This is a genomic window from Sulfuriferula nivalis, from assembly GCF_009937995.1.
GTDB classification, from domain to species: domain Bacteria; phylum Pseudomonadota; class Gammaproteobacteria; order Burkholderiales; family Sulfuriferulaceae; genus Sulfuriferula; species Sulfuriferula nivalis.
The window spans coordinates 656675-677269 of the sequence record NZ_AP021881.1 but is presented as its reverse complement, the minus strand read 5'-3'; the positions used below and the strand labels follow the sequence as shown (position 1 = coordinate 677269).

Sequence of the window (20595 nt, the reverse complement as noted above, 5' to 3'; positions counted from 1 at the left end):
TGCGGGTGTAGGATCATTATTTGTCATTGCAGATAACTGGCTAAGAAAACGAAAATTTAATTTTCACGATCTCTGGCTACCGCTTGCCGCTATCTGCTTGGGTATTATCAGTTTCACCTTACAGATGAAAGTTTGCGGCTAAACGGATACCATACGCCTGAGCTACTATTACAAGTAGCGGGCGACCATGCCATCACGGCAGTCCTGCCCGACCTTTACTTGCACAAGATGGCCTGTACCTGGTGCAACCGTGACTGATTTATTTTTAATACACATGGCATCAATAACCACATCGAAATTGCCTGTGGGGTGAATAATTTCCAGCTTATCCCCTACACTGAATTTATTCTTCACGGCAATCTCAGCCATACCAGTTTGCGCATCGTATCCGGTCACATCACCTACATATTGGCTGCGGTTAGATTCTGAATGACCACGCATGTAATTTTGATAATCATGCGTGTGGTGACGCTCATAGAAACCGTCGGTATAGCCGCGATTAGCCAACCCTTCTAATGTCGCCAACAGATTGGTATCAAACTGTTTGCCCGCCATGGCATCATCTATGGCTTGACGGTATGATTGTGCAGTACGCGCAACGTAGTAAGCAGATTTGGTGCGACCTTCGACTTTCAGTGAATCTATACCCATCTCAACCAATCTGGCCACATGTTCAATGGCACGCAGGTCTTTTGAGTTCATGATATAAGTGCCATGGTCGTCTTCCAGCACGGGCATCAAATCTCCAGGCCGCGCACTTTCCTCTATCAAATAAACCTTATCTGCCAATGGATGACGCTGCTGCTGTCCGCAATCAGCAAAGCTGGTTTCAGCCTGCTCAAGCGCGCTGCCAAAGTTGAAATCAATCTTCTGAATATCACCAGCCGGATTTTCTTCGGCATCATGAACTTTATAATCCCAGCGACAAGAATTGGTACAAGTACCTTGATTAGGGTCACGATGATTAAAATAACCTGACAACAAACAACGTCCAGAGTACGCAATGCACAACGCGCCATGAACAAACACTTCCAACTCCATATCAGGACACTGCTGACGGATCTCGGCAATTTCATCCAGCGACAACTCACGAGACAAAATAATGCGGGTCAAACCTAATGCCTGCCAAAATTTAACCGTTGCATAGTTCACCGTATTAGCTTGCACCGATAAATGCACAGGCACTTCTGGCCACTTTTCACGCACCATCATGATTAATCCAGGGTCAGCCATAATTAGTGCATCGGGGCGCATGGCGATGATGGGCTCCATATCCGCCATATAGGTTTTAACTTTAGCGTTATGCGGCATCAAATTACTGGCAACAAAGAATTTTTTACCCAATGCGCGCGCCTGATTAATGCCCAGCTCAATTTGATCCAGCTGAAATTCATTATTACGAGCACGTAAGCTGTAGCGCGGCTGTCCGGCATAGACCGCATCTGCGCCAAAGCGAAACGCGGTGTGCATTTTATCCAGGCTACCAGCAGGCAACAAAAGTTCAGGGGCGCGTAGGCTCATGCTATAAATCTCTCTGTTATTCAATAATCTCTATTATATCAGTACGTCAGCTTGGTGAAATTTGCCAGTTTCGGTTAAAATAGCGGGATTATTTATTATCTTAACCATTTGGTAGGAAAACGCAGATGAAAACAGCTCAAGAATTACGCGCAGGTAATGTATTTATGGTCGGTAGCGACCCGATGGTGGTGCAGAAAGCTGAATTCAGCAAATCCGGGCGCAATGCATCTGTAGTTAAAATGAAAATGAAAAACTTGCTGACAGGCCAAACAGCAGAAGCAGTTTACAAAGCTGACGAAAAATTCCAGTCTGTACAATTAGAATATAAAGATTGTACTTATTCTTACTTCGCAGATCCTATGTATGTATTCATGGATGAAGAGTACAACCAGTACGAAATCGAAGCCGACAACATGGGTGACTCACTCAACTATCTGGAAGATGCAATGCCATTAGAAGTTATGTTCTACAATGGCAAAGCAATTTCTGTTGAAATGCCAACCACCGTTGTTCGCGAAGTGATTTACACTGAACCTGCGGTTCGTGGCGATACATCAGGCAAAGTGTTGAAGCCTGCACGCTTGGCTACAGGTTTTGAAATTCCGGTTGCTGCATTCGTGGAAATTGGCGACAAAATCGAAATCGACACCCGCACCAATGAATTCAAGCGTCGTGTAAACTAATACACGCTGTGTTTGAAACGACGAAAGCAGCTACGGCTGCTTTTTTCTTTTAGAGGAACGCCATGCTCACCGCTGACCAACTACTTGCTGAACTACTGCTGCGCGCACGCGAGCTCACGACTACGGAAACGATAGCGACCGAATCAAGTCTGGGTCGTATTCTTGCCACCGACCTCACCTCGGCCATTACCGTACCACCGCTAGACAATAGCGCCATGGATGGTTACGCAGTACGTGCAGCAGAATGTGTCGCTGGCGCTTTATTATCCGTCAGTCAGCGCATACCTGCCGGACAAGTAGGTACGGCTTTGCTGGCAGGCACTGCAGCTCGCATTTTCACTGGCGCACCTATACCAGCTGATGCAGATGCCGTCATCATGCAAGAACATTGCAGCGTAGAAGGTGACAGCATCCGCATTAACCGTACAATCAACTCAGGTGACAATATTCGCCGTGCAGGTGAAGACATTAAAGCAGGTGACACCGTGCTAACCGCAGGCACGCGCCTAAGCGCAGCTCACATGGGTCTAGCCGCTTCCGTGGGCTACGCAACACTCCCAGTCTATACTCGCTTAAAAATTGCCAGCTTTTCTACTGGTGATGAACTCGTCCAGCCTGGCTCGCCCCTCACCGCAGGAAGGATATACAACTCCAATCGATACACCATTGCCGGCCTCATTAAAACGCTGGACTGCGACTGGATAGACTTGGGCAGCATTCCTGACACACTGGATGCGACTTTAAAGGCATTACAACAATCCAGCCAAATGGCTGACCTCATCATCACCAGCGGTGGCGTATCTGTCGGCGAAGAAGATCACGTCAAAGCGGCTGTCGCACAATTAGGGCAAATTGATTTATGGAAAGTCGCCATGAAACCGGGCAAACCTCTGGCTTATGGCCGCATAGGCGAAGCTGACTTTATCGGCTTACCTGGCAATCCTGTTTCCGCATTTGCCACCTTCAGTCTGTTTGCTCGCCCATTCATTTTAAAACGCATGGGCGCAAAAGATTGCCTCCCCATCATCTACAAAGTTCGTGCAGCCAGCGTCTGGAACAAGGCTGGTGACCGCCGAGAGTTCTTGCGTGCACGTGCACAAGTGGGTGCAGATGGCGTACTTGCAGCCACACTATTTCCCAACCAAAGCTCAGGCGTGCTCACATCCACCACTTGGGCAAATGGTTTTATAGATCTGGAAATTGGGCAAACGATAGCGATAGGCGATATGATTAACTTCATTCCGTTTAACGAACTGCATTAATATGAATATCCAAGTACTCTACTTTGCCAAACTGCGCGAAAAGCTAGGTGTCAGCGCAGAAACGCTGGATCTGCCGGATGGCGCAGCGATGGTGGCGATGCTGCTGGATGTACTTCGTGCACGCGGTGGTGTCTGGACTGAAGCACTCGCGGCGGGGGGAAGCTTCCGCGTGGCCGTCAATCAGGAACTGGCTGAAATGACGATGCCGCTCGAAGACGGCGATGAAGTAGCAATATTTCCACCAGTGACGGGTGGTTAATTCATGAAAATTCTGGTCACCACAGATGATTTTGACTTAACCACCGAGGTTAATGCACTACGAGAAAATCAGCCGCAAATCGGCGCAGTGGTCAGCTTTGTCGGCCTAGTGCGAGACATTAACCATGACCACAGCGTCAGCTGCATGGAACTGGAGCATTATCCAGCGATGACAGAAAAATCGCTGCAAGAAATCATCACCACTGCACAGCAGCGCTGGCAAATTATTGACGCCACCATCATCCATCGTGTCGGCAAGCTCTCACCCTGCGATCAAATCGTACTGGTAGCAATCGCATCCATGCACCGAGGTGATGCCTTTGCTGCGTGTGAATTTATCATGGATTATTTAAAAACGCGCGCACCTTTCTGGAAAAAAGAACACACACCCAATGGCGCGCACTGGGTCGATGCACGAGAAAGTGATGAGTTAGCGCAACAACGCTGGTCTAAACCAGCGCCGCATTAAACTCTGCTGCTAAATCTTGTAACATCTGCTGATGGCGAATTTCGATTGCTTCAAATGCAGCAATCACCAAATGTGCTTTAGCTGTCAATTGTGCACCACCACCGCCACGCCCGCCCGTACTGGTCGCCACAAGCGGCTCACCTAAAGTTTTACCCATGGCATCAACCGCATCCCACGCCGCTTTGTAGCTCATTTTCATGGACTTCGCCGCTTGCGAAATTGAACCGGTTTCTGCAATTTTTTTCAACAAGGTCACTCGACCACGCCCTATGAGATTATTACCATTGCGCGTTACCCAGACTCTCCCCCATACTTGCATTTCTGTATTCATATTCACAAGGTGCTACATGAAAAATTTAATTCTAGCATTATTCCTCAGTTACTCCGCGGCCAGCATGGCTGCCGACACTAATGAATTTTCTCATATCTATCAAACGCAAGGAGATTTTGAGACAGTACGGGATTCGATCGTCAGTTCTGTCGAAGGACGCGGCTTGAAAATCAACCACATCAATCATATCAGCGAAATGCTGGCACGCACTGGCAAGGATTTAGGGGCGAGCAAGGAAGTATATTTAAACGCGGAACAAATAGAATTTTGCAGTGCCACTCTGTCTCGGAGCATGATGGAGGCAGACCCTACCAACATTATGGTCTGCCCATACAGCATTGCGGTTTACAATCTGCCTGCCCAACCCAACATGATATACGTAAGCTACCGCAAACCACCTGTAGTGAAAGCGCGCAGTTCACGCGAAATATTCAAACAAGTTGAGCAGTTATTAAATGACATCATTACCGAAGGTATAGACCTCAGCAAATAATCTCGCTGTGCCTGACTATTTGAATTTGTAATACTGCTGATTCAAATATGCAGCCACATGCGCTTCTTCCTCAGGGAACCATCCCGCACCAGTATTGGCATTACAGCCACTGATACGCGCTGCCAATTGTTGTGGCGTTTTCACTTTGTGGTCAGGGCGAGTGTAAATTTTCGAGCCATCACCACCATACATCGAGGCATGACAACTCACGCAAGACTTATCCACCAGGGCTTTACCCAGCTTGGGATCACCCTTATCAAACGCCATCGCACTGGCAGACAAAGCTACCCCTGCGACACACATTACTAACAAAGCAGCTCTCATTTTAAACCTTTCAAATCATTTAAGCGGGCTTCACAACTTGCAAACGGGCAACACGTTGCTGCGCATTAGGATGTGAATCATAAAACAAAGAATACAATGTATCAGGTGTCAACGTCGAGGCATTATCACGATACAGTTTAATTAATGCACTCACCAGGTCTCGACCATCGGCATGCGCAGCAGCATAGGCATCTGCCTCAAACTCATGCTTACGCGAATACACACTGGACAAAGGCTGCAATGGCAAACTGAACACAGGCAACACCAGGAAAAACAACATTAAACCAGCACCAGCACTCATCTCCTGAACATTTAATCCGGCAAAGAACCACGGGCTAGTCAGCAGTAAATTCAACACCCACAAAAACGCCAGACTCATGCTGAATATCCATACCATACGTTTGACCACATGACGATGATGAAAATGCCCCAATTCATGCGCCAGCACTGCTTCAATTTCCCCGCCTTGCAAATGTTTAATCAGCGTATCAAATAACACTATCCGCTTGGTTTTGCCAAAGCCGGTAAAATACGCATTGCCATGACGACTACGTTTCGAGCCATCCATGACAAACAAACCTTGCACGGTAAAACCACATTTATTCAACAAACTAGCAATTCCCTGCTTTAACTCACCATCAGGCAATGGTTCAAATTTATTGAATAATGGTGCGATAAAATTCGGGTAGATCGCTAATATCAACAAATTAAAACTCACCCAGACCAGCCAGGCATACAGCCACCAATACGTACCCATCGAGGCGATTATCCACAATACTGCAAACAACAATGGCAGCCCTAGTACTGCACCCACGACCGACTGCATAATCATGTCTTGCACGTACTGGCGTGGCGTCATGGTATTAAATCCAAACTGCTGTTCCAGTTTGAATTTTCGATAAATATCCAGTGGCAACTCTACTAAGCTACTCAGCACCAGCACGCTTGCAATCAACGCCACGTTACGTAGCAAAGGTTGATCCACATACTGAGCCCATAGACCGCTCACCACATTAATACCACCCGCAAGCGTAAACGCCAGCAACAACATAACCTCTACACCAATTTGAAACAGCGAAAAACGACTTTTTGCCACGGTGTAGTCTGCCGCTTTCTGATGTTGTTCCAAACTAATCTGTCCAACAAAAGCCTGCGGTACCGCATCACGATGTTGTTGGACATGACGAATCTGACGTAACGCTAACCAAACTCGCAATAAAGTGGTGGCACTTAATGCCAAGATAAAAATTAAAGTAAATGTATTCATAGTCAGATTATGCCACAATCTCATTTTTAATCGTTGAATAAGCAAAATGCCACAAGATCAAAACAACCTCATCTGGATAGACATGGAAATGTCTGGTTTGCAACCCGACAGCGACCGTATTTTAGAAGTCGCGCTGGTCATCACCGACTCGCAACTCAACACCATCGCCGAGGCCCCTGTACTCGTTGTACACCAAAGTGATGCCGTATTAGATGGTATGGACAGCTGGAACAAAGGTACGCATGGCAAGTCCGGTCTGATAGACAAAGTCAAAGCGTCAACTCTTGATGAAGCCAGTGTAGAAGCCGAAATGATCGCATTCTTGCAACTACACGTTCCTAATCGCATCTCACCCATGTGCGGCAATTCCATATGCCAGGACAGACGTTTCTTGGCTCGTTACATGCCGAAACTGGAAGACTACTTCCACTACCGCAATCTGGATGTGAGCACACTCAAGGAACTGGCAAAACGCTGGAAACCTGATGCAGTAAAGAATTTCACCAAAAACAGCAAGCATGAAGCTTTGTCGGACATCTATGATTCGATCGCCGAAATGCAGCATTATCGTGAAGTGTTTATTAAACTGGATTGATATTCTGCCTGTGTCGGAACCCAATCCGACACATTTACTGAATGATCCCGCCGCCCAAGCAGATATCTCCCTGATAGGCTACCACTGACTGTCCAGGGGTGACTGCCCATTGTGGCGTAGCAAAATTAAATTCGCATGTGTCTGCACTTAATGCTGCAACATGACATGCTGCATCAGCTTGCCGATAACGTGTTTTCGCCGCGCAACTTTGCGCCACATCAGGCACAGCACCAGCCACCCAGCTCAAGTCCGCAGCTATCAATTGCGAACGATACAACAACGGGTGATCATGCCCTTGCACCACAATCAATTCATTATTAGCCATATCTTTCGCTACCACAAACCACGGCTCACCCGCGCCACCGATGCCCAGACCCTGGCGCTGACCTATGGTGTGATAAGTCAAACCTTGATGTTGCCCCATCACTTTACCTTCTGGCGTACGCATCGCGCCTGGCGTGATGGGAAGATAGCGCTGCAGAAACTCTGTAAACGGACGCTCACCAATAAAACATATGCCTGTACTGTCTTTTTTCGCCGCATTTGGCAAACCCGCTTGCTCTGCAAGTTTACGCACATCAGATTTAAGCATATCGCCTAAAGGAAACATCGCTTTCGATAGCTGCGCCTGATTGAGTCGGTATAAAAAATAACTTTGATCCTTGCTCAAATCCACAGCTTTACGTAAATAAAACTGTCCATCTAGCTCAGACAAACGGGCATAGTGCCCTGTTGCAATTTTATCCGCACCTAGTGACATCGCATAATCGAGAAATGCCTTAAATTTTATCTCGGCATTACACAATACATCAGGGTTAGGTGTGCGCCCCGCCTGATATTCACGCAGGAAATAACTGAACACACGATCTTTATATTCAGCACTGAAATTGACCGATTCAATATCCAGCCCAATAACATCGGCCACTGCCAGCACATCTAAAAAATCTTGGCGCGCAGGACAATTATCATCGTTATCGTCCTCCCAGTTTTTCATGAACACACCGGTCACGCGATAACCTTGCTGCTTCAACAACAATGCAGTCACCGCGGAATCAACACCACCAGACATGCCCACTACAATATGCGTATTGGCATTACTCATCAGGTGATGCTCCCTGCAACCATGCTTCCAATGGGTAAATCACCGCGGGTGCGCCGTTATCTCTAAACCAGGTATCCACTACAAATTTATCTCCGCTAGCATATTCCATAATTTGAGCCCCCCAATGTACATTCACCAACAATGGTGCGCGCTCCACAGGTGACAACACATCGTGGTAAGCCAAAAAACCAAATCGTTTTAATAATTGCAGATAGGCCGTCGTATTATGCGCGTGGTCCATACAGTCCATACGCCCATCGACATCACCATCATTTACATTACCACCTTTGTCATTACCGGTCGGTGTCTGTTGCGCCGTATATCCTGCAAACAGCCCCATAGCCAAGGCTATCGCATCACGCTCCTGTTGTGACGTGGTAACCGTGATAAACAATTCACGAATATCTCGTATTTGCGTGCTGGTGAAACGTACATTAGCATGTACAGCACAGTCATAGTTATAACAAATATCAACATTCACCGCCCAGCTTGGTGCAGTGTACAACGTCAGCAATAACAACCAGACGCGCATCAGTAAGTCGTAACTACGTTTAAAGGAAAGCGCGCACCGCGCATGTAATCTTGCAGGCTATCCATTACCAGTGGACTACGATGCAATTGAATTTGCGCGCTTATTTCTTCGGGTGTTAGCCACAATGCTCGAATAATACCTGTATCCAGCGTACGCTCAGCATCGTGTCCGGTTATTTCACCAGTGTAGGCAAAGCGTAAATAAGTCCGGTCGTGCAAGGGCTGATGCCATTGGTAAATACCCACCAACGCAGTGGGCAGAAAATGATATGCGGACTCTTCCAACGTCTCGCGTATGACTGCATCCAGCAAAGACTCACCTGGTTCCAGATGACCTGCAGGTTGATTGAACAATACCCCTTCAGAAGTATGTTCCTCTACCAGTAAAAATTTGCCATGCTGTTCAATGACAGCAGCAACGGTGACGTGCGGCTTCCACACCATGGAATAAACTCACAAAAGCATAATTTTAACTGAGAAACGACAACTTCGTATCGGTTCACAACGCTCAGACAATAAAAAACGGGAGACTAGCTCCCGTTTATCGCATCACAATTAGCTTGTGGCTAATTATTTTGCAGCTGGTGCTTCAGCTGGTGCAGCTTCAACTTTTTTAGCTGCTTTTTTCTTAGCGTGGTGCTTTTTAGTTTTAGCTTTCATAGGAGCAGCAGCAGGTGCAGCAGCTTCAGTCGCAGCAGGTGCTGCAGCAGGAGCGTCAGCAGCAACAGCAGAGAAAGAAACAGCAGCGAAAGCAGCAACGATCAAAGCGGATAATAATTTGCTCATTTTGACATCCTTAAAAATAAATTAGTGTAAGTTAATATGACGCGAATTCATCGTCGTCATAGCAAGTAACGCCATAAGCTTTCATGCCGTTGACACGATATTCAAATATTTTTCAATTCCATGACAGACAATTGCCGATATTGTCCCGGAGCGAGGCTATCTAATGTCCAATTACCGATTTTCGCCCGAATTAATCGTAAAGTCGGAAACCCAACTTTTGCAGTCATACGTCTAACCTGACGATTTTTACCCTCGGTAATCGTGAGCGCAATCCAGCTTGTGGGCACTGACAAGCGAAAACGTACAGGTGGCGTACGCGACCACAGCCCATCAGGCTCCGCAATGCTTTGCGCATGCGCAGGTGCGGTGACAAAATCGCCCAAGTCCACGCCTCGCATCAAAGCCACCAGCGCATCTTCAGTCATTTCGCCCTCAACTTGCACCCAATAAGTTTTAGGTAATTTATGCTTGGGGTGTGCAAGTTGATGCTGCAAACGACCATCATCAGTTAAAATAAGCAAACCTTCACTATCGGTATCTAGTCGCCCCGCTGCGTAGACGTCCGCAATAGGGATATAATCTTTTAAGGTAGGGTGTTTGCCATCAGCACTGAACTGACACACCACACCATAAGGTTTATTAAATAATATAACTTGCCGCATACAGGATTAACTTTATTTTAGGGATTAGGGAAAATCATGACTTACCAACACATACACCTGCCAAGCTTTGGCGAAAAAATCACTGTTAATGCCGACACCACGCTTAACGTACCTGACCAGCCCATTATCCCATTTGTTGAAGGCGATGGTACAGGTGCTGATATTACTCCAGTCATGTGTAAAGTGGTTGATGCCGCCGTTGCCAAGGCATACCAAGGTAAACGCCAAATCGCATGGATGGAAATTTATGCTGGCGAAAAGGCAGTTAAAGTCTATGGCAATGATAGCTGGCTGCCTGAAGAAACCCTCAATGCCATGCGTGATTATGTGGTTTCCATCAAAGGTCCGTTAACCACGCCCACTTCAGGCGGCATACGATCATTAAACGTCGCGATGCGCCAAACTCTGGATTTGTATATTTGCTTGCGTCCTGTACGCTACTTCCAAGGCGTACCTAGCCCTGTTAAAACACCAGAAAAAGTAGATATGGTGATATTCCGTGAAAATACAGAAGACATCTACGCAGGTATAGAATGGCCAGCTGGCTCACCAGAAGCACAAAAGGTCATCAAATTTCTGCAAGAAGAAATGGGCGTCACTAAAATTCGCTTCCCGGATACATCTGCCATCGGTATCAAACCCGTATCTATCGAAGGTAGCGAGCGCCTGATCCGCAAAGCCATACAATATGCAATCGACCACAAACGTAGCTCAGTCACCTTGGTGCACAAAGGCAACATTATGAAATTCACCGAAGGTGGTTTCAAAAAATGGGGTTATGAACTGGCTAAACGTGAATTTGGTGCAGTTGATATAGATGGTGGCCCATGGTGCAAACTGCCGAATGGCATTGTCATCAAGGACGTTATCGCTGATGCATTCCTACAACAAATTCTATTAAAACCTGCTGATTATGATGTAGTCGCCACACTGAACCTTAATGGCGACTATATTTCAGATGCTTTGGCAGCGGAAGTCGGTGGTATCGGTATCGCACCAGGCGCGAACTTATCTGACAGCGTTGCTATTTTCGAAGCAACTCACGGCACTGGCCCTGACATCGCTGGTAAAGACCTGGCCAACCCATTAGCCTCTATTTTGTCTGCCGACATGATGTTACGTCACATCGGCTGGGATGAAGCAGCTGATTTAATCGTTGCTGCCATGCAAACAGCGATTACCAATAAAACCGTTACTGCTGATTTCGTGCGACTCATGGATGGCGCAACTAAATTATCTTGCTCAGCATTCGGTGACAAGATGATAGAAAATATGTAAAGCCAGCTTGCCTGCTTAAACAGCAGGCAATAAAAAAGGGTGCGAATAAATCGCACCCTTTTTCAATTCAAGCGACTAATTAAGAAGCTTGGATGTTTGAAGCTTGTTTGCCTTTAGGACCTTGCGATACTTCAAAGCTAACTTTTTGACCTTCTTTAAGAGTCTTGAAACCACCCATGTTGATTGCAGAGAAGTGTGCAAACAAATCTTCGCTACCATCATCAGGAGTAATAAAACCAAAACCTTTAGAATCGTTGAACCATTTAACTGTGCCAGTTGCCATTGCTACATTCCTTGATAAAAAATACGCCAAAAACGGCTACGGAATATTTGAGAACCAAGATTGCACAACGGCAATACCAGACTTGCTTAAACCTTGATACCAAACTCCAAGTAACTTTTTACGCTAGATACATCTTCTTTGCAAGCATTTTATATTTTTTTTATTATTTTTTAATCAATGCTTGAATTATCTACATAAAGCGTCAAAATAAAGCCTTAGTAAATTCATAGCGTAATAGCATCAAATGGCGATAAAACAGCGGGAAGGTACAGTACTCTCACCCAGTAAGGCGAAATTAAAATCACCGCCTATGTATAAAGTATTATTGCTCAATGACGATTACACACCTATGGACTTCGTTGTACACGTTTTGCAACATTTTTTTCATAAGTCGTATGAACAAGCCACACAAATCATGCTCAAAGTACATACAGAAGGGCGTGGGATCTGCGGTTTGTATACGGCTGATTTAGCGGCGACCAAGGTCGCACAAGTTTTGGCTTTTGCCCGCCAACATCAACATCCGCTACTTTGCGTGATGGAGGAAAATTAAATGATTGCCCAAGAGCTCGAAGTCAGCCTACATTTAGCGTTTATGGAAGCACGCCAGAAACGCCACGAATTTATCACCGTAGAGCATCTGCTTTACGCGATGCTGGATAACCCATCCGCATCTGAAGTCCTGCGCGCTTGTGCTGTCAATATTGACACGCTACGGCAGCAGCTTGCTGACTTCATCGCTGAACACACACCTACCGTCGCAGGCACAGAAGAAATTGACACGCAGCCTACACTCGGTTTCCAACGGGTCATTCAGCGCGCAATTCTGCATGTTCAGTCCTCGGGCAAAAAAGAAGTGACTGGAGCGAATGTCTTGGTTGCGCTGTTTGGCGAAAAAGACGCACATGCCGTATTTTTCCTTACTCAACAAGGTTTAACACGGCTGGATGTGGTCAACTACTTGTCGCACGGCACTAGCAAAAACGAGCAACCCGAATCCCAGCCTAGCGAATCCAGCAGTAACAGCGAAGAGTCAAACACCGCATCAGCACTGGACAGTTACACCAGCAACCTCAATGAGCAAGCACTCGCCGGAAAAATTGATCCGCTTATTGGGCGTGCCGAGGAACTTGAACGCGTAATTCAGACGTTATGTCGTCGCCGTAAAAATAACCCGTTATTAGTCGGTGAAGCTGGCGTGGGTAAAACTGCGATAGCCGAAGGCTTGGCACGTCGTATAGTCGAAGGTGACATCCCGGATGTGCTCGAAGACAGCACTGTTTACTCATTAGACATGGGTGCGTTATTGGCAGGCACAAAATACCGTGGCGATTTTGAACAACGCCTCAAAGCTGTACTGAAGCAACTCAATGACGATCCTAAAGCGATACTGTTTATTGACGAAATCCACACCTTAATCGGTGCAGGCGCAGCTTCGGGCGGCACGCTGGATGCATCCAATCTACTCAAACCAGCGTTGTCATCTGGCCAACTAAAATGTATAGGTGCGACAACTTACACTGAATATCGCGGCATCTTTGAAAAAGACCATGCATTATCGCGCCGCTTCCAGAAAGTAGACGTCAATGAGCCTAGCGTAGAGCAGACTATCGCCATTTTACGCGGCTTGAAATCACGCTTCGAAACACACCACAGCGTGAAATACACCGCTTCTGCGCTGATTACAGCAGCAGAATTATCAGCACGCTATATCAATGACAGACATTTACCTGATAAAGCCATTGATGTCATTGATGAAGCGGGTGCTGCGCAACGTATTTTGCCTAAATCCAAGCAAAAGAAAATCATCACCAAAAAAGAAATTGAAGAAATTATCGCCAAAATTGCGCGTATCCCTTCTAAACACGTCAATACTGATGACAGAGATGCACTCAAGCATTTAGATCGCGATTTGAAAACCGTCGTATTTGGTCAGGATCCCGCCATAGCTGCACTTACTGCGGCTATCAAAATGGCACGCAGTGGCTTAGGCAATCCACAAAAACCGATAGGCTCATTCCTGTTCTCCGGCCCTACAGGTGTCGGCAAAACTGAAGTGGCAAAACAGTTGGCCTACACCATGGGTATCAGTCTCATACGTTTTGACATGTCTGAATACATGGAACGTCATGCTGTATCGCGCTTAATCGGCGCGCCTCCAGGTTATGTAGGTTTTGATCAAGGTGGTTTACTGACAGAAGCTATCACCAAAACGCCTTACGCCGTCCTACTGCTCGACGAAATCGAAAAGGCGCACCCTGACGTATTCAACGTGCTGTTGCAAGTCATGGATCACGGCACGCTTACGGATAACAATGGACGCAAAGCCGATTTTCGCAACATTATTATTATCATGACCACCAATGCCGGTGCAGAATCACTAAGCAAATCCTCTATAGGCTTTACTTTAGGGAAACAGGTTGGTGACGAGATGGCCGAAATTAAGCGCATGTTCACGCCCGAATTCCGCAACCGGTTGGATGCGACTATCTCGTTTGCACCACTTTCGCAAGACATCATCTTGCGTGTGGTAGATAAATTCCTTATGCAACTGGAAGACCAGCTGCATGAGAAAAAAGTTGATGCGCATTTCACCGACGCATTGAAAGCCTATCTAGGTAAAAAAGGCTTTGATCCATTAATGGGTGCTCGCCCTATGGCTCGTCTGATACAAGACACGATACGCCGCGCACTGGCTGATGAATTATTGTTCGGCCGTTTGGCGAATGGTGGCACAGTGACCGTGGATATAGATGAGAATGACGCGCTGAAGCTGGAATTTGCAGAAGAACCCGTAACCACCTGAAGCTAGCCTCTACAAACACACACGGGCATTGATCTACTCAATGTCCGTGTTGTTATGCTTTAGTGATAATGTCCGCGCATCAACATAGTTGCAAATTCATCTGCAGATACAGGCTTGCTGTAATAATAACCTTGTAGCACATCACAGCCGTATTTCATCAGGAAATCACGTTGCAGGGCATTTTCCACCCCCTCCGCTACCACCGACAAATTCATGGCGTGTGCCAGACGTATAGTTGCGGTCACTATAGCCGCGGCATCATCGCTTTCATGTTCCAAATCCTGAATAAATGACCGATCAATTTTTACCGCATCTATCGGGAAACGTTTCAAATAGCTCAAACTGGAATAACCTGTACCAAAATCATCTATGGAAATATATATACCACGTTGCTTCAACGCAATTAAGGTATCAATGGTAAGGTTAGCATTGCTCATCGCAACACTCTCAGTAATTTCCAACTCCAGTAAATCAGCTGGAATTTGTGTTTCAACTAATACCTGATCAATTAACACCAGCAAATCCGGTTGCAAAAACTGACGCATGGATAGATTGACACCCACCCTCTGCACGGGCAAACCCTGCTCACGCCACTGGCGCATCTGTTCGCATACCTCGCGTAAGCTCCATGCACCCACAGGCAATATCAGCCCGATGGACTCCAGCACTTCCAGAAACTTATCAGGCTCAATCAGACCTTTCGTAGGATGATGCCAGCGTATCAGAGCTTCGCATCCTACTATCTGTTCACTGGCAGTTGCTACTTTTGCCTGATAATACAATTCAAACTGATGCTCTGCCAACGCCACTCGCAATTCACTTTCTAATTGCAATTGCATTTTGGTATGACTATCCATACTACTATTAAAGAGCATGAATCCGGAATCGTTACGTTTTGCTCGATACATTGCCGTATCAGCCTGGCGCATCAATTCCTCAGCCACATTAATTCTGTTGGTATCAGACCAGTTCAGCGTCATCATGGATTCTAATGCTGCGATACCTATGCTGCCCGACACCACATAATCATGCCCACCCAATTTAATCGGTGTACGCATTGCAGCTAAAATCTTGTGTGCCACTGCCGCGGCAGCTTCACGTGCATTATGCCCGGAAATCAATACGGTAAACTCATCTCCACCCAAGCGCGCCACAAAATCATCATTACGTAAACAACGCTGAATCCGACGGGCATATTCCTGCAACACCAAATCGCCCATGGCGTGACCCAAAGTATCATTGATATTTTTAAACCTGTCTAAATCCATAAACAGCAACGCGACATCAAGCCCGTTCATATAGGCCGTATTCACCACATTTTCCAATTTTTCAACTAATGCCGTACGATTAGCCAAGCCTGTCAAACTGTCTCGATAAGCAATTTCGAAATAACGCCGTTCAACATGACGATGCTCCGCCAATGCCGCCACGATCAAAAACCCTGGCACACTAAGAATAATCAGCAATGTTTGTAAGTTTACAACTTCCAGATAGGGTACTGAAGTACCCACCCACCTGGGCTCGCCCAGTACCAGAGCCACCACCATAGCTGCCGCACTCAATATCGAAATGGCAAGTCCAAAGCCGCCCAAACGTAGCGCTGCCCAGACGATGAAAGGGAAAAGCAAATGAAATTGCGGATCAAAATTAGGGGTACCCATCCACTGCAAATGCGTACCCCCGATGACCAACACCATCAGCACTATCAAAATTACCGCCTCAACCAACTGCCCACGCGAAGGTCTAACAACATAAGCCGCATATAACGACATCACCGCAGGAGCTACGACTAAATCTCCCACCAAATCGCCCAGCAACCACACCCCCAGCGCATTTAGCCAATTTTCGCCTGGCATAGCCCCTAATGCGACCAACGCACTTGCACCAAGTACTGCACTCATCAATGCTGCCAAAGGTACAGCGATAAATGACAACCTCACCACATCCACAATGCGATCTAGCTGCCAGCGGAACGTTCCGTCTAAATGCACGACCCACCAGGCCATCACCACAGCAGCACTACTCCCCACACCAAACATAAATGCAAGTGGTGCAGGTATCATGCCCAGATTGGCAAAAAAACTACCTATCAATATGCTGGGTAAATAACGCGGCCCAAACAACACCACTGTAGCGATCCCAAACCCACTCGCCGGCCAGATTGCACTAATGCTGCCATTGACGAATGGTGCTATCCATAGGCCAAACTTTGCCAAAGCCATATTTATCAAGCAAAGCACTAACAAACCCAGCCAGTATCTAGGTTGTTTGATGAATTGTGGCACTGCTATCATGAAGATTAACTATTATTAACTTGCTACATGCTGCTCAATATGCGCCTGCACCGCAGTAAGCGCGTCTTGCAATGTATCTTCACTCAACTCATTTAATGACTCACCCAGCATTTCAGCCGCAATCAGACTGGCCTCTGGCAATTGTGCGCTATCCATCTCCGCCACGAATACTGCCGCTGACCCACATACGCGTAGCAATGCATCACGCTCACGCATAAGCATTTCAACTTCGTTACGTAACATGGAGACTTCTTGTTGTGTTTGTGGCATGTTTCTTCCCCCTTAAAACTATAAAAATAAAGTCAGTACGCCTGTATAGCCGTACAAACGGTCATGCGAAATTTCACCATTAGCAAAAAAACCCACTAAAGGCACATCTCCCAAGACTTGCTGTATCAATTCTAATTCAGCCGATTTTGCACCAAACAAGCTTTCACCGCGACCTAAGCATGAATAGTACACCGCCCCGCGTGGTTGCGTTGTTAAACGGCCTTGCAAATCTTCCAGCATCGCCAACATATCCGCCTGCGCCGCACCAGCATCACGACGACAAAACAACACCTCCGCCGCCGCAGGAATTTCTTCGCTAATCGCAACCAGACGCTCAGTCGTATCCGCACCGATCAAATTACGCACCAGATAATCCCGACTATCACAGCCCGGGATACTCAAAGCCGCAAAAATGTAACCTGCCGCCCGACTTAAATCACGTGCCAGAATTTCACCTATATCCTCATATAACACATCCAGAGCAGGTCGATTATCCAGCGTAATCAAGATATTTTCATGACAGGCAGTCACCGCATGACGCGGGCCTATTGGTGTCACACCCTGTGTCAACCGGGTCATTACCGCTACAGCTTCAGTGAACATCACTCCCGACAAACCACCATGCACTACCTCATCAGCCACCTGCAACGACTGGAAACGTGAGCTACTGATTCCACCCGTAATAAATCCAGTTGCCATGCCAGCTGCCGTCGCCTCTATCAGCTCAGGAATCTCTGCATTGCGGGCATCGCCATGTACCAAGGCATAATACGCAGCCTGTCCATGCACCGTAAAGCCATCCAGCTCTTCCGCCACACGTGCCACATCGGTTACTGGTGCAAACACCCGAAATGCATTGTCGGGAAACTCACCTAGCATCACCACTATGGCGGATTCATCCAGATACTCATGCCCAGTAACGCAAACACCGATGCCCACTGATCCTACCCATTGCGCAATACCTGTCTGCTCACGCAATTGCGCCAACATATCACTCAGTCTGTTCGCATATAAATCAGTCACATAAACAAAACCCAGGTTTGCAGTCGCTGATACAGGCTGCAACTGCCGCACGCAATCCTGCACCGCTTCCATCCACTGCCCTATATTTGAGTGTGCATAAGCAAATGACATATTTACGCCGCCTTTGTCCATTTCGCGTCCAGCACCTTACGCATGCGTGCTGCCGCCTGCGGGCTAACACCTGGCACTTGCGCCAACGCCTCCACATCCGCTGCAAAAACCGCTGCCGCACCACCAAAATGATTCAGCAATGCCTTAGCCATAACCTCATTAACACCCGGCAAGCCTTCCACCAGATAACGCTGACCATTCACAGGATCAAACGGCTTACCATTACGCATCACCACCGGATGCCCCATGCCATGCTGTGCCTGATGTGCCATGGTATAAAGTATTTCCGCTGTAAACCCTTCACTCGGACTTGGTACCAAGGGCACGCTTTGCATCACCGCCATCCAGGCAATCGCCTCACGTATTACCACAGGGTCTGTATGAAAACGCCCACCATAAATATCGCCTTCAACGATATAAATCACCTGATCATAACTGGACTTGAGCTTACCCACCTCGCTAAACAAGCGTTTATCCATAATCGCCAAAGTAAAATCCGTTGCCGACTTACGCTCAACCACAACACCGCCACCCAAATCATAATCGCCACTATCCAGCTCTGCCATTTGTAACGACAAGCCCTTGCAACTGGCTGGATACTCATTCCAATGCTGTAAAACAGCTGATTTTTGTTCACGTGGATGATAGGTGATAGTTGTTATTACATCAGTCATAATCTAAATACTCTTATTCAAGTTGAACCTTCATTCTACGGAGTTAGCTGCCATGCGCCTACGGCTATTTATTTTTCTATTATTATCCTGCACTGCACACGCAGATCCTGACATCAGTGGTAACGCAGTTGAGTGGTCAGGACAAGTCACACAACAATATCGCGATGGCGACAACACCTGTTTCGAGCTAACCCGCCATAACGCCATGCCTGCCAAATTCAAAACCTGCGTATATGGCTACTATGATGCTACACAATACGGCATGGGTAAATGGTTAAAAGTGACTGGTCTGCTGCAAACTGACACCACACCTGTCACCATTACCGCGGCACAAATCAGCCTCACCGATGCACCACTGCCACCACGCAGATATCGTTCTGATTATGGCTATCCGCGATACGATCCTTTTGACCCATTTAATCGCTATTACTAGGTGCCTAACCATGGCTAGGCAACGACATTTGCGGTATGCTTAGTCGTTTGTTGATATCAGTTTACACATCATGGGATTATTCGATTTTTTAGGGTTCAATAAACTGCCCACAGGCGTAACCAATAGCACTTTAGTGATTACTGACGCAGCCACGTACGCGCGCGCAGACCTGTTCATCACAGCACTACAAACCAAATTTCATAACGTTGCGATTGCGCTGGTCGATCACAGTCACCCTGCCCCAGCCTTGCCCCACTTTACACTGCCTGGCGACATCTCCACTGCTGCACAGCGCATAGCCAAAGCCCAGCCACAACGCGTGATTATGCTGGGATTAGGTGAACAATATCTGCCACTGGCGCTTGCCACATCCAGCCCACGTTACTGGATCAACGCGCAGGATGCAGGCATAGCCCAAGCAGGTTGCAAACTTATAAGCACCAGTAGCGCCGGCATCAAGATTGATGGTGCGCTCGCATTAGGTGACCCACTAGCTGATTTAACCAGCCTGCCACAAATCACACCTGACACTGAAATCTGCCTGCGTTTCAAAGAACAGCACGAAAGTGAGCGCTGGCTGGGCTACTTCGCCGCCACCGGTGAGGATGAAGAGGATACGGCTTATGCGCTGTTCAGTCGCGCCATACGCCACAAAATGGGCATGATGCTGCTCGCCCCACGCGACCCGGCTCGTTGTGAACCGGTCTATCGCGAATCCATCCGATATCGTTTGCAAACCATACGTCACGCACGTTTTTCAACTTCGTTTGTGCCGCTGAAAACGCGTGTCTATTACATAGAACAAGCCGAACCTATCGCCAGCCTGTACGGTTGCGTCGATTTCGTCGTCGTCGGCGCTACTCTGAACCAGAATGCCAAAAATGCACCCGACATCATCACGCCCATCTTGCACAACCGCCCCGTCATTGTCGGCACAGCGCACCGTGAGAACCCATTACTGGCTGCCGCCATCGCCGCTGGCGTAGTATGGACAGGGGATGACAACGAGCAAATATTCAACCACATCAAAACCATCATCGACACCCCGCAACAAGGCCAGCAACGTGCACAACTGGCTCAGGCATGGCTGCAACTACAAGTCGGAGCCATGAATCGTGTTCTGGATCACATCCAATAAT

The 20595-nt window shown here is 47.2% G+C and carries 25 protein-coding genes; 11 read left to right on the top strand and 14 right to left on the bottom strand.

Annotated features, from left to right (window positions below):
• Positions 1–168 precede the first annotated feature (168 nt).
• A complete protein-coding gene (trhP, locus tag SFSGTM_RS03625; RefSeq protein WP_162083972.1) occupies positions 169–1521 on the bottom strand; it encodes a prephenate-dependent tRNA uridine(34) hydroxylase TrhP in 1353 nt (450 codons plus the stop codon).
• A 125-nt stretch (positions 1522–1646) separates the two neighbouring features.
• Here trhP and efp point away from each other — a divergent pair, with 125 nt between their 5' ends.
• The 4 genes from efp (at position 1647) to moaE (ending at position 4193) form a co-directional block, all read left to right on the top strand.
• Positions 1647–2204 carry an elongation factor P gene (efp, locus tag SFSGTM_RS03620; RefSeq protein WP_162083971.1) on the top strand — a complete coding sequence of 186 codons (558 nt, stop codon included), beginning with the start codon at positions 1647–1649 and terminating at the stop codon, positions 2202–2204.
• A gap of 62 nt (positions 2205–2266) precedes the next feature.
• Complete coding sequence (locus SFSGTM_RS03615; RefSeq protein ID WP_162083970.1) at positions 2267–3466, top strand: molybdopterin molybdotransferase MoeA; 1200 nt, start codon at positions 2267–2269, stop codon at positions 3464–3466.
• Position 3467: 1 nt separating this feature from the next.
• Positions 3468–3725, top strand: a complete 258-nt coding sequence (gene moaD, locus SFSGTM_RS03610; protein WP_162083969.1) for a molybdopterin converting factor subunit 1 — start codon at positions 3468–3470, stop codon at positions 3723–3725.
• 3 nt (positions 3726–3728) lie between these two features.
• Positions 3729–4193 carry a molybdopterin synthase catalytic subunit MoaE gene (gene moaE / locus SFSGTM_RS03605; RefSeq protein WP_162083968.1) on the top strand — a complete coding sequence of 155 codons (465 nt, stop codon included), beginning with the start codon at positions 3729–3731 and terminating at the stop codon, positions 4191–4193.
• On the opposite strand, the gene SFSGTM_RS03600 is transcribed toward moaE, so the two are convergent.
• Positions 4174–4524 (bottom strand): winged helix-turn-helix domain-containing protein, encoded by a 351-nt coding sequence (locus tag SFSGTM_RS03600; protein WP_162083967.1) that lies wholly within the window; start codon positions 4522–4524, stop codon positions 4174–4176. The two genes, moaE and SFSGTM_RS03600, sit on opposite strands and share 20 nt — an antisense overlap.
• 16 nt (positions 4525–4540) lie before the next feature.
• Between SFSGTM_RS03600 and SFSGTM_RS03595 the strand changes: the two genes are divergently transcribed.
• Positions 4541–5017 (top strand): DUF302 domain-containing protein, encoded by a 477-nt coding sequence (locus SFSGTM_RS03595; protein ID WP_162083966.1) that lies wholly within the window; start codon positions 4541–4543, stop codon positions 5015–5017.
• Between the two features lie 15 nt (positions 5018–5032).
• On the opposite strand, the gene SFSGTM_RS03590 is transcribed toward SFSGTM_RS03595, so the two are convergent.
• Positions 5033–5341 (bottom strand): c-type cytochrome, encoded by a 309-nt coding sequence (locus SFSGTM_RS03590; RefSeq protein ID WP_162083965.1) that lies wholly within the window; start codon positions 5339–5341, stop codon positions 5033–5035.
• Positions 5342–5360: 19 nt separating this feature from the next.
• Positions 5361–6608: a M48 family metallopeptidase gene (locus tag SFSGTM_RS03585; RefSeq protein WP_162083964.1), complete on the bottom strand. Its 1248-nt coding sequence runs from the start codon at positions 6606–6608 to the stop codon at positions 5361–5363.
• 46 nt (positions 6609–6654) lie between these two features.
• Between SFSGTM_RS03585 and orn the strand changes: the two genes are divergently transcribed.
• Positions 6655–7203 (top strand): oligoribonuclease, encoded by a 549-nt coding sequence (gene orn / locus SFSGTM_RS03580; protein ID WP_162083963.1) that lies wholly within the window; start codon positions 6655–6657, stop codon positions 7201–7203.
• 34 nt (positions 7204–7237) lie between these two features.
• On the opposite strand, the gene mnmA is transcribed toward orn, so the two are convergent.
• The 5 genes from mnmA to SFSGTM_RS03555 form a co-directional block, all read right to left on the bottom strand.
• The gene (gene mnmA / locus SFSGTM_RS03575; RefSeq protein WP_162083962.1) at positions 7238–8305 is read right to left on the bottom strand and encodes a tRNA 2-thiouridine(34) synthase MnmA; all 1068 of its coding nucleotides are present in this window, start codon (positions 8303–8305) and stop codon (positions 7238–7240) included.
• The gene (locus SFSGTM_RS03570; protein WP_162083961.1) at positions 8298–8837 is read right to left on the bottom strand and encodes a hypothetical protein; all 540 of its coding nucleotides are present in this window, start codon (positions 8835–8837) and stop codon (positions 8298–8300) included. The genes mnmA and SFSGTM_RS03570 overlap by 8 nt, the downstream gene beginning before the upstream one ends.
• Complete coding sequence (locus tag SFSGTM_RS03565) at positions 8837–9280, bottom strand: NUDIX hydrolase (RefSeq protein ID WP_162083960.1); 444 nt, start codon at positions 9278–9280, stop codon at positions 8837–8839. The genes SFSGTM_RS03570 and SFSGTM_RS03565 overlap by 1 nt, the downstream gene beginning before the upstream one ends.
• Before the next feature lie 126 nt (positions 9281–9406).
• A complete protein-coding gene (locus SFSGTM_RS03560; protein WP_162083959.1) occupies positions 9407–9622 on the bottom strand; it encodes a hypothetical protein in 216 nt (71 codons plus the stop codon).
• 101 nt (positions 9623–9723) lie between these two features.
• Positions 9724–10284: a pseudouridine synthase gene (locus SFSGTM_RS03555; RefSeq protein WP_162083958.1), complete on the bottom strand. Its 561-nt coding sequence runs from the start codon at positions 10282–10284 to the stop codon at positions 9724–9726.
• Positions 10285–10320: 36 nt separating this feature from the next.
• On the opposite strand from SFSGTM_RS03555, the gene icd reads away from it, so the two are divergent.
• On the top strand, positions 10321–11562 hold the full coding sequence (icd, locus tag SFSGTM_RS03550) for an NADP-dependent isocitrate dehydrogenase (protein ID WP_162083957.1): 1242 nt from the start codon (positions 10321–10323) through the stop codon (positions 11560–11562).
• A gap of 79 nt (positions 11563–11641) precedes the next feature.
• Here icd and SFSGTM_RS03545 read toward each other — a convergent pair whose 3' ends face one another.
• Positions 11642–11845, bottom strand: a complete 204-nt coding sequence (locus tag SFSGTM_RS03545) for a cold-shock protein (RefSeq protein WP_162083956.1) — start codon at positions 11843–11845, stop codon at positions 11642–11644.
• Between the two features lie 244 nt (positions 11846–12089).
• On the opposite strand from SFSGTM_RS03545, the gene clpS reads away from it, so the two are divergent.
• Together clpS and clpA are read left to right on the top strand one after the other, a co-directional pair.
• Positions 12090–12398, top strand: coding sequence for an ATP-dependent Clp protease adapter ClpS (gene clpS, locus SFSGTM_RS03540; RefSeq protein ID WP_162083955.1), 309 nt, complete (start codon positions 12090–12092; stop codon positions 12396–12398).
• A complete protein-coding gene (clpA, locus tag SFSGTM_RS03535) occupies positions 12399–14651 on the top strand; it encodes an ATP-dependent Clp protease ATP-binding subunit ClpA (protein WP_162083954.1) in 2253 nt (750 codons plus the stop codon).
• A 59-nt stretch (positions 14652–14710) separates the two neighbouring features.
• Here the strand turns inward: clpA and SFSGTM_RS03530 are convergent, their stop codons facing one another.
• The 4 genes from SFSGTM_RS03530 to SFSGTM_RS03515 are packed head-to-tail and all read right to left on the bottom strand — an operon-like array spanning position 14711 to position 19023.
• A complete protein-coding gene (locus tag SFSGTM_RS03530; RefSeq protein ID WP_162083953.1) occupies positions 14711–16945 on the bottom strand; it encodes a putative bifunctional diguanylate cyclase/phosphodiesterase in 2235 nt (744 codons plus the stop codon).
• A 15-nt stretch (positions 16946–16960) separates the two neighbouring features.
• Positions 16961–17215, bottom strand: a complete 255-nt coding sequence (locus SFSGTM_RS03525; protein WP_162083952.1) for a hypothetical protein — start codon at positions 17213–17215, stop codon at positions 16961–16963.
• A gap of 18 nt (positions 17216–17233) precedes the next feature.
• Positions 17234–18370 carry an FIST signal transduction protein gene (locus tag SFSGTM_RS03520; protein ID WP_174237391.1) on the bottom strand — a complete coding sequence of 379 codons (1137 nt, stop codon included), beginning with the start codon at positions 18368–18370 and terminating at the stop codon, positions 17234–17236.
• Entirely contained in the window at positions 18352–19023 is a 672-nt protein-coding gene (locus SFSGTM_RS03515) for an ERCC4 domain-containing protein (protein WP_162083951.1), read from the bottom strand. The genes SFSGTM_RS03520 and SFSGTM_RS03515 overlap by 19 nt, the downstream gene beginning before the upstream one ends.
• Before the next feature lie 52 nt (positions 19024–19075).
• Here SFSGTM_RS03515 and SFSGTM_RS03510 point away from each other — a divergent pair, with 52 nt between their 5' ends.
• Both SFSGTM_RS03510 and SFSGTM_RS03505 read left to right on the top strand, forming a co-directional pair.
• Positions 19076–19456, top strand: a complete 381-nt coding sequence (locus tag SFSGTM_RS03510; protein WP_162083950.1) for a hypothetical protein — start codon at positions 19076–19078, stop codon at positions 19454–19456.
• A 70-nt stretch (positions 19457–19526) separates the two neighbouring features.
• Positions 19527–20594: a hypothetical protein gene (locus SFSGTM_RS03505; RefSeq protein WP_162083949.1), complete on the top strand. Its 1068-nt coding sequence runs from the start codon at positions 19527–19529 to the stop codon at positions 20592–20594.
• Position 20595: the final 1 nt, after the last annotated feature.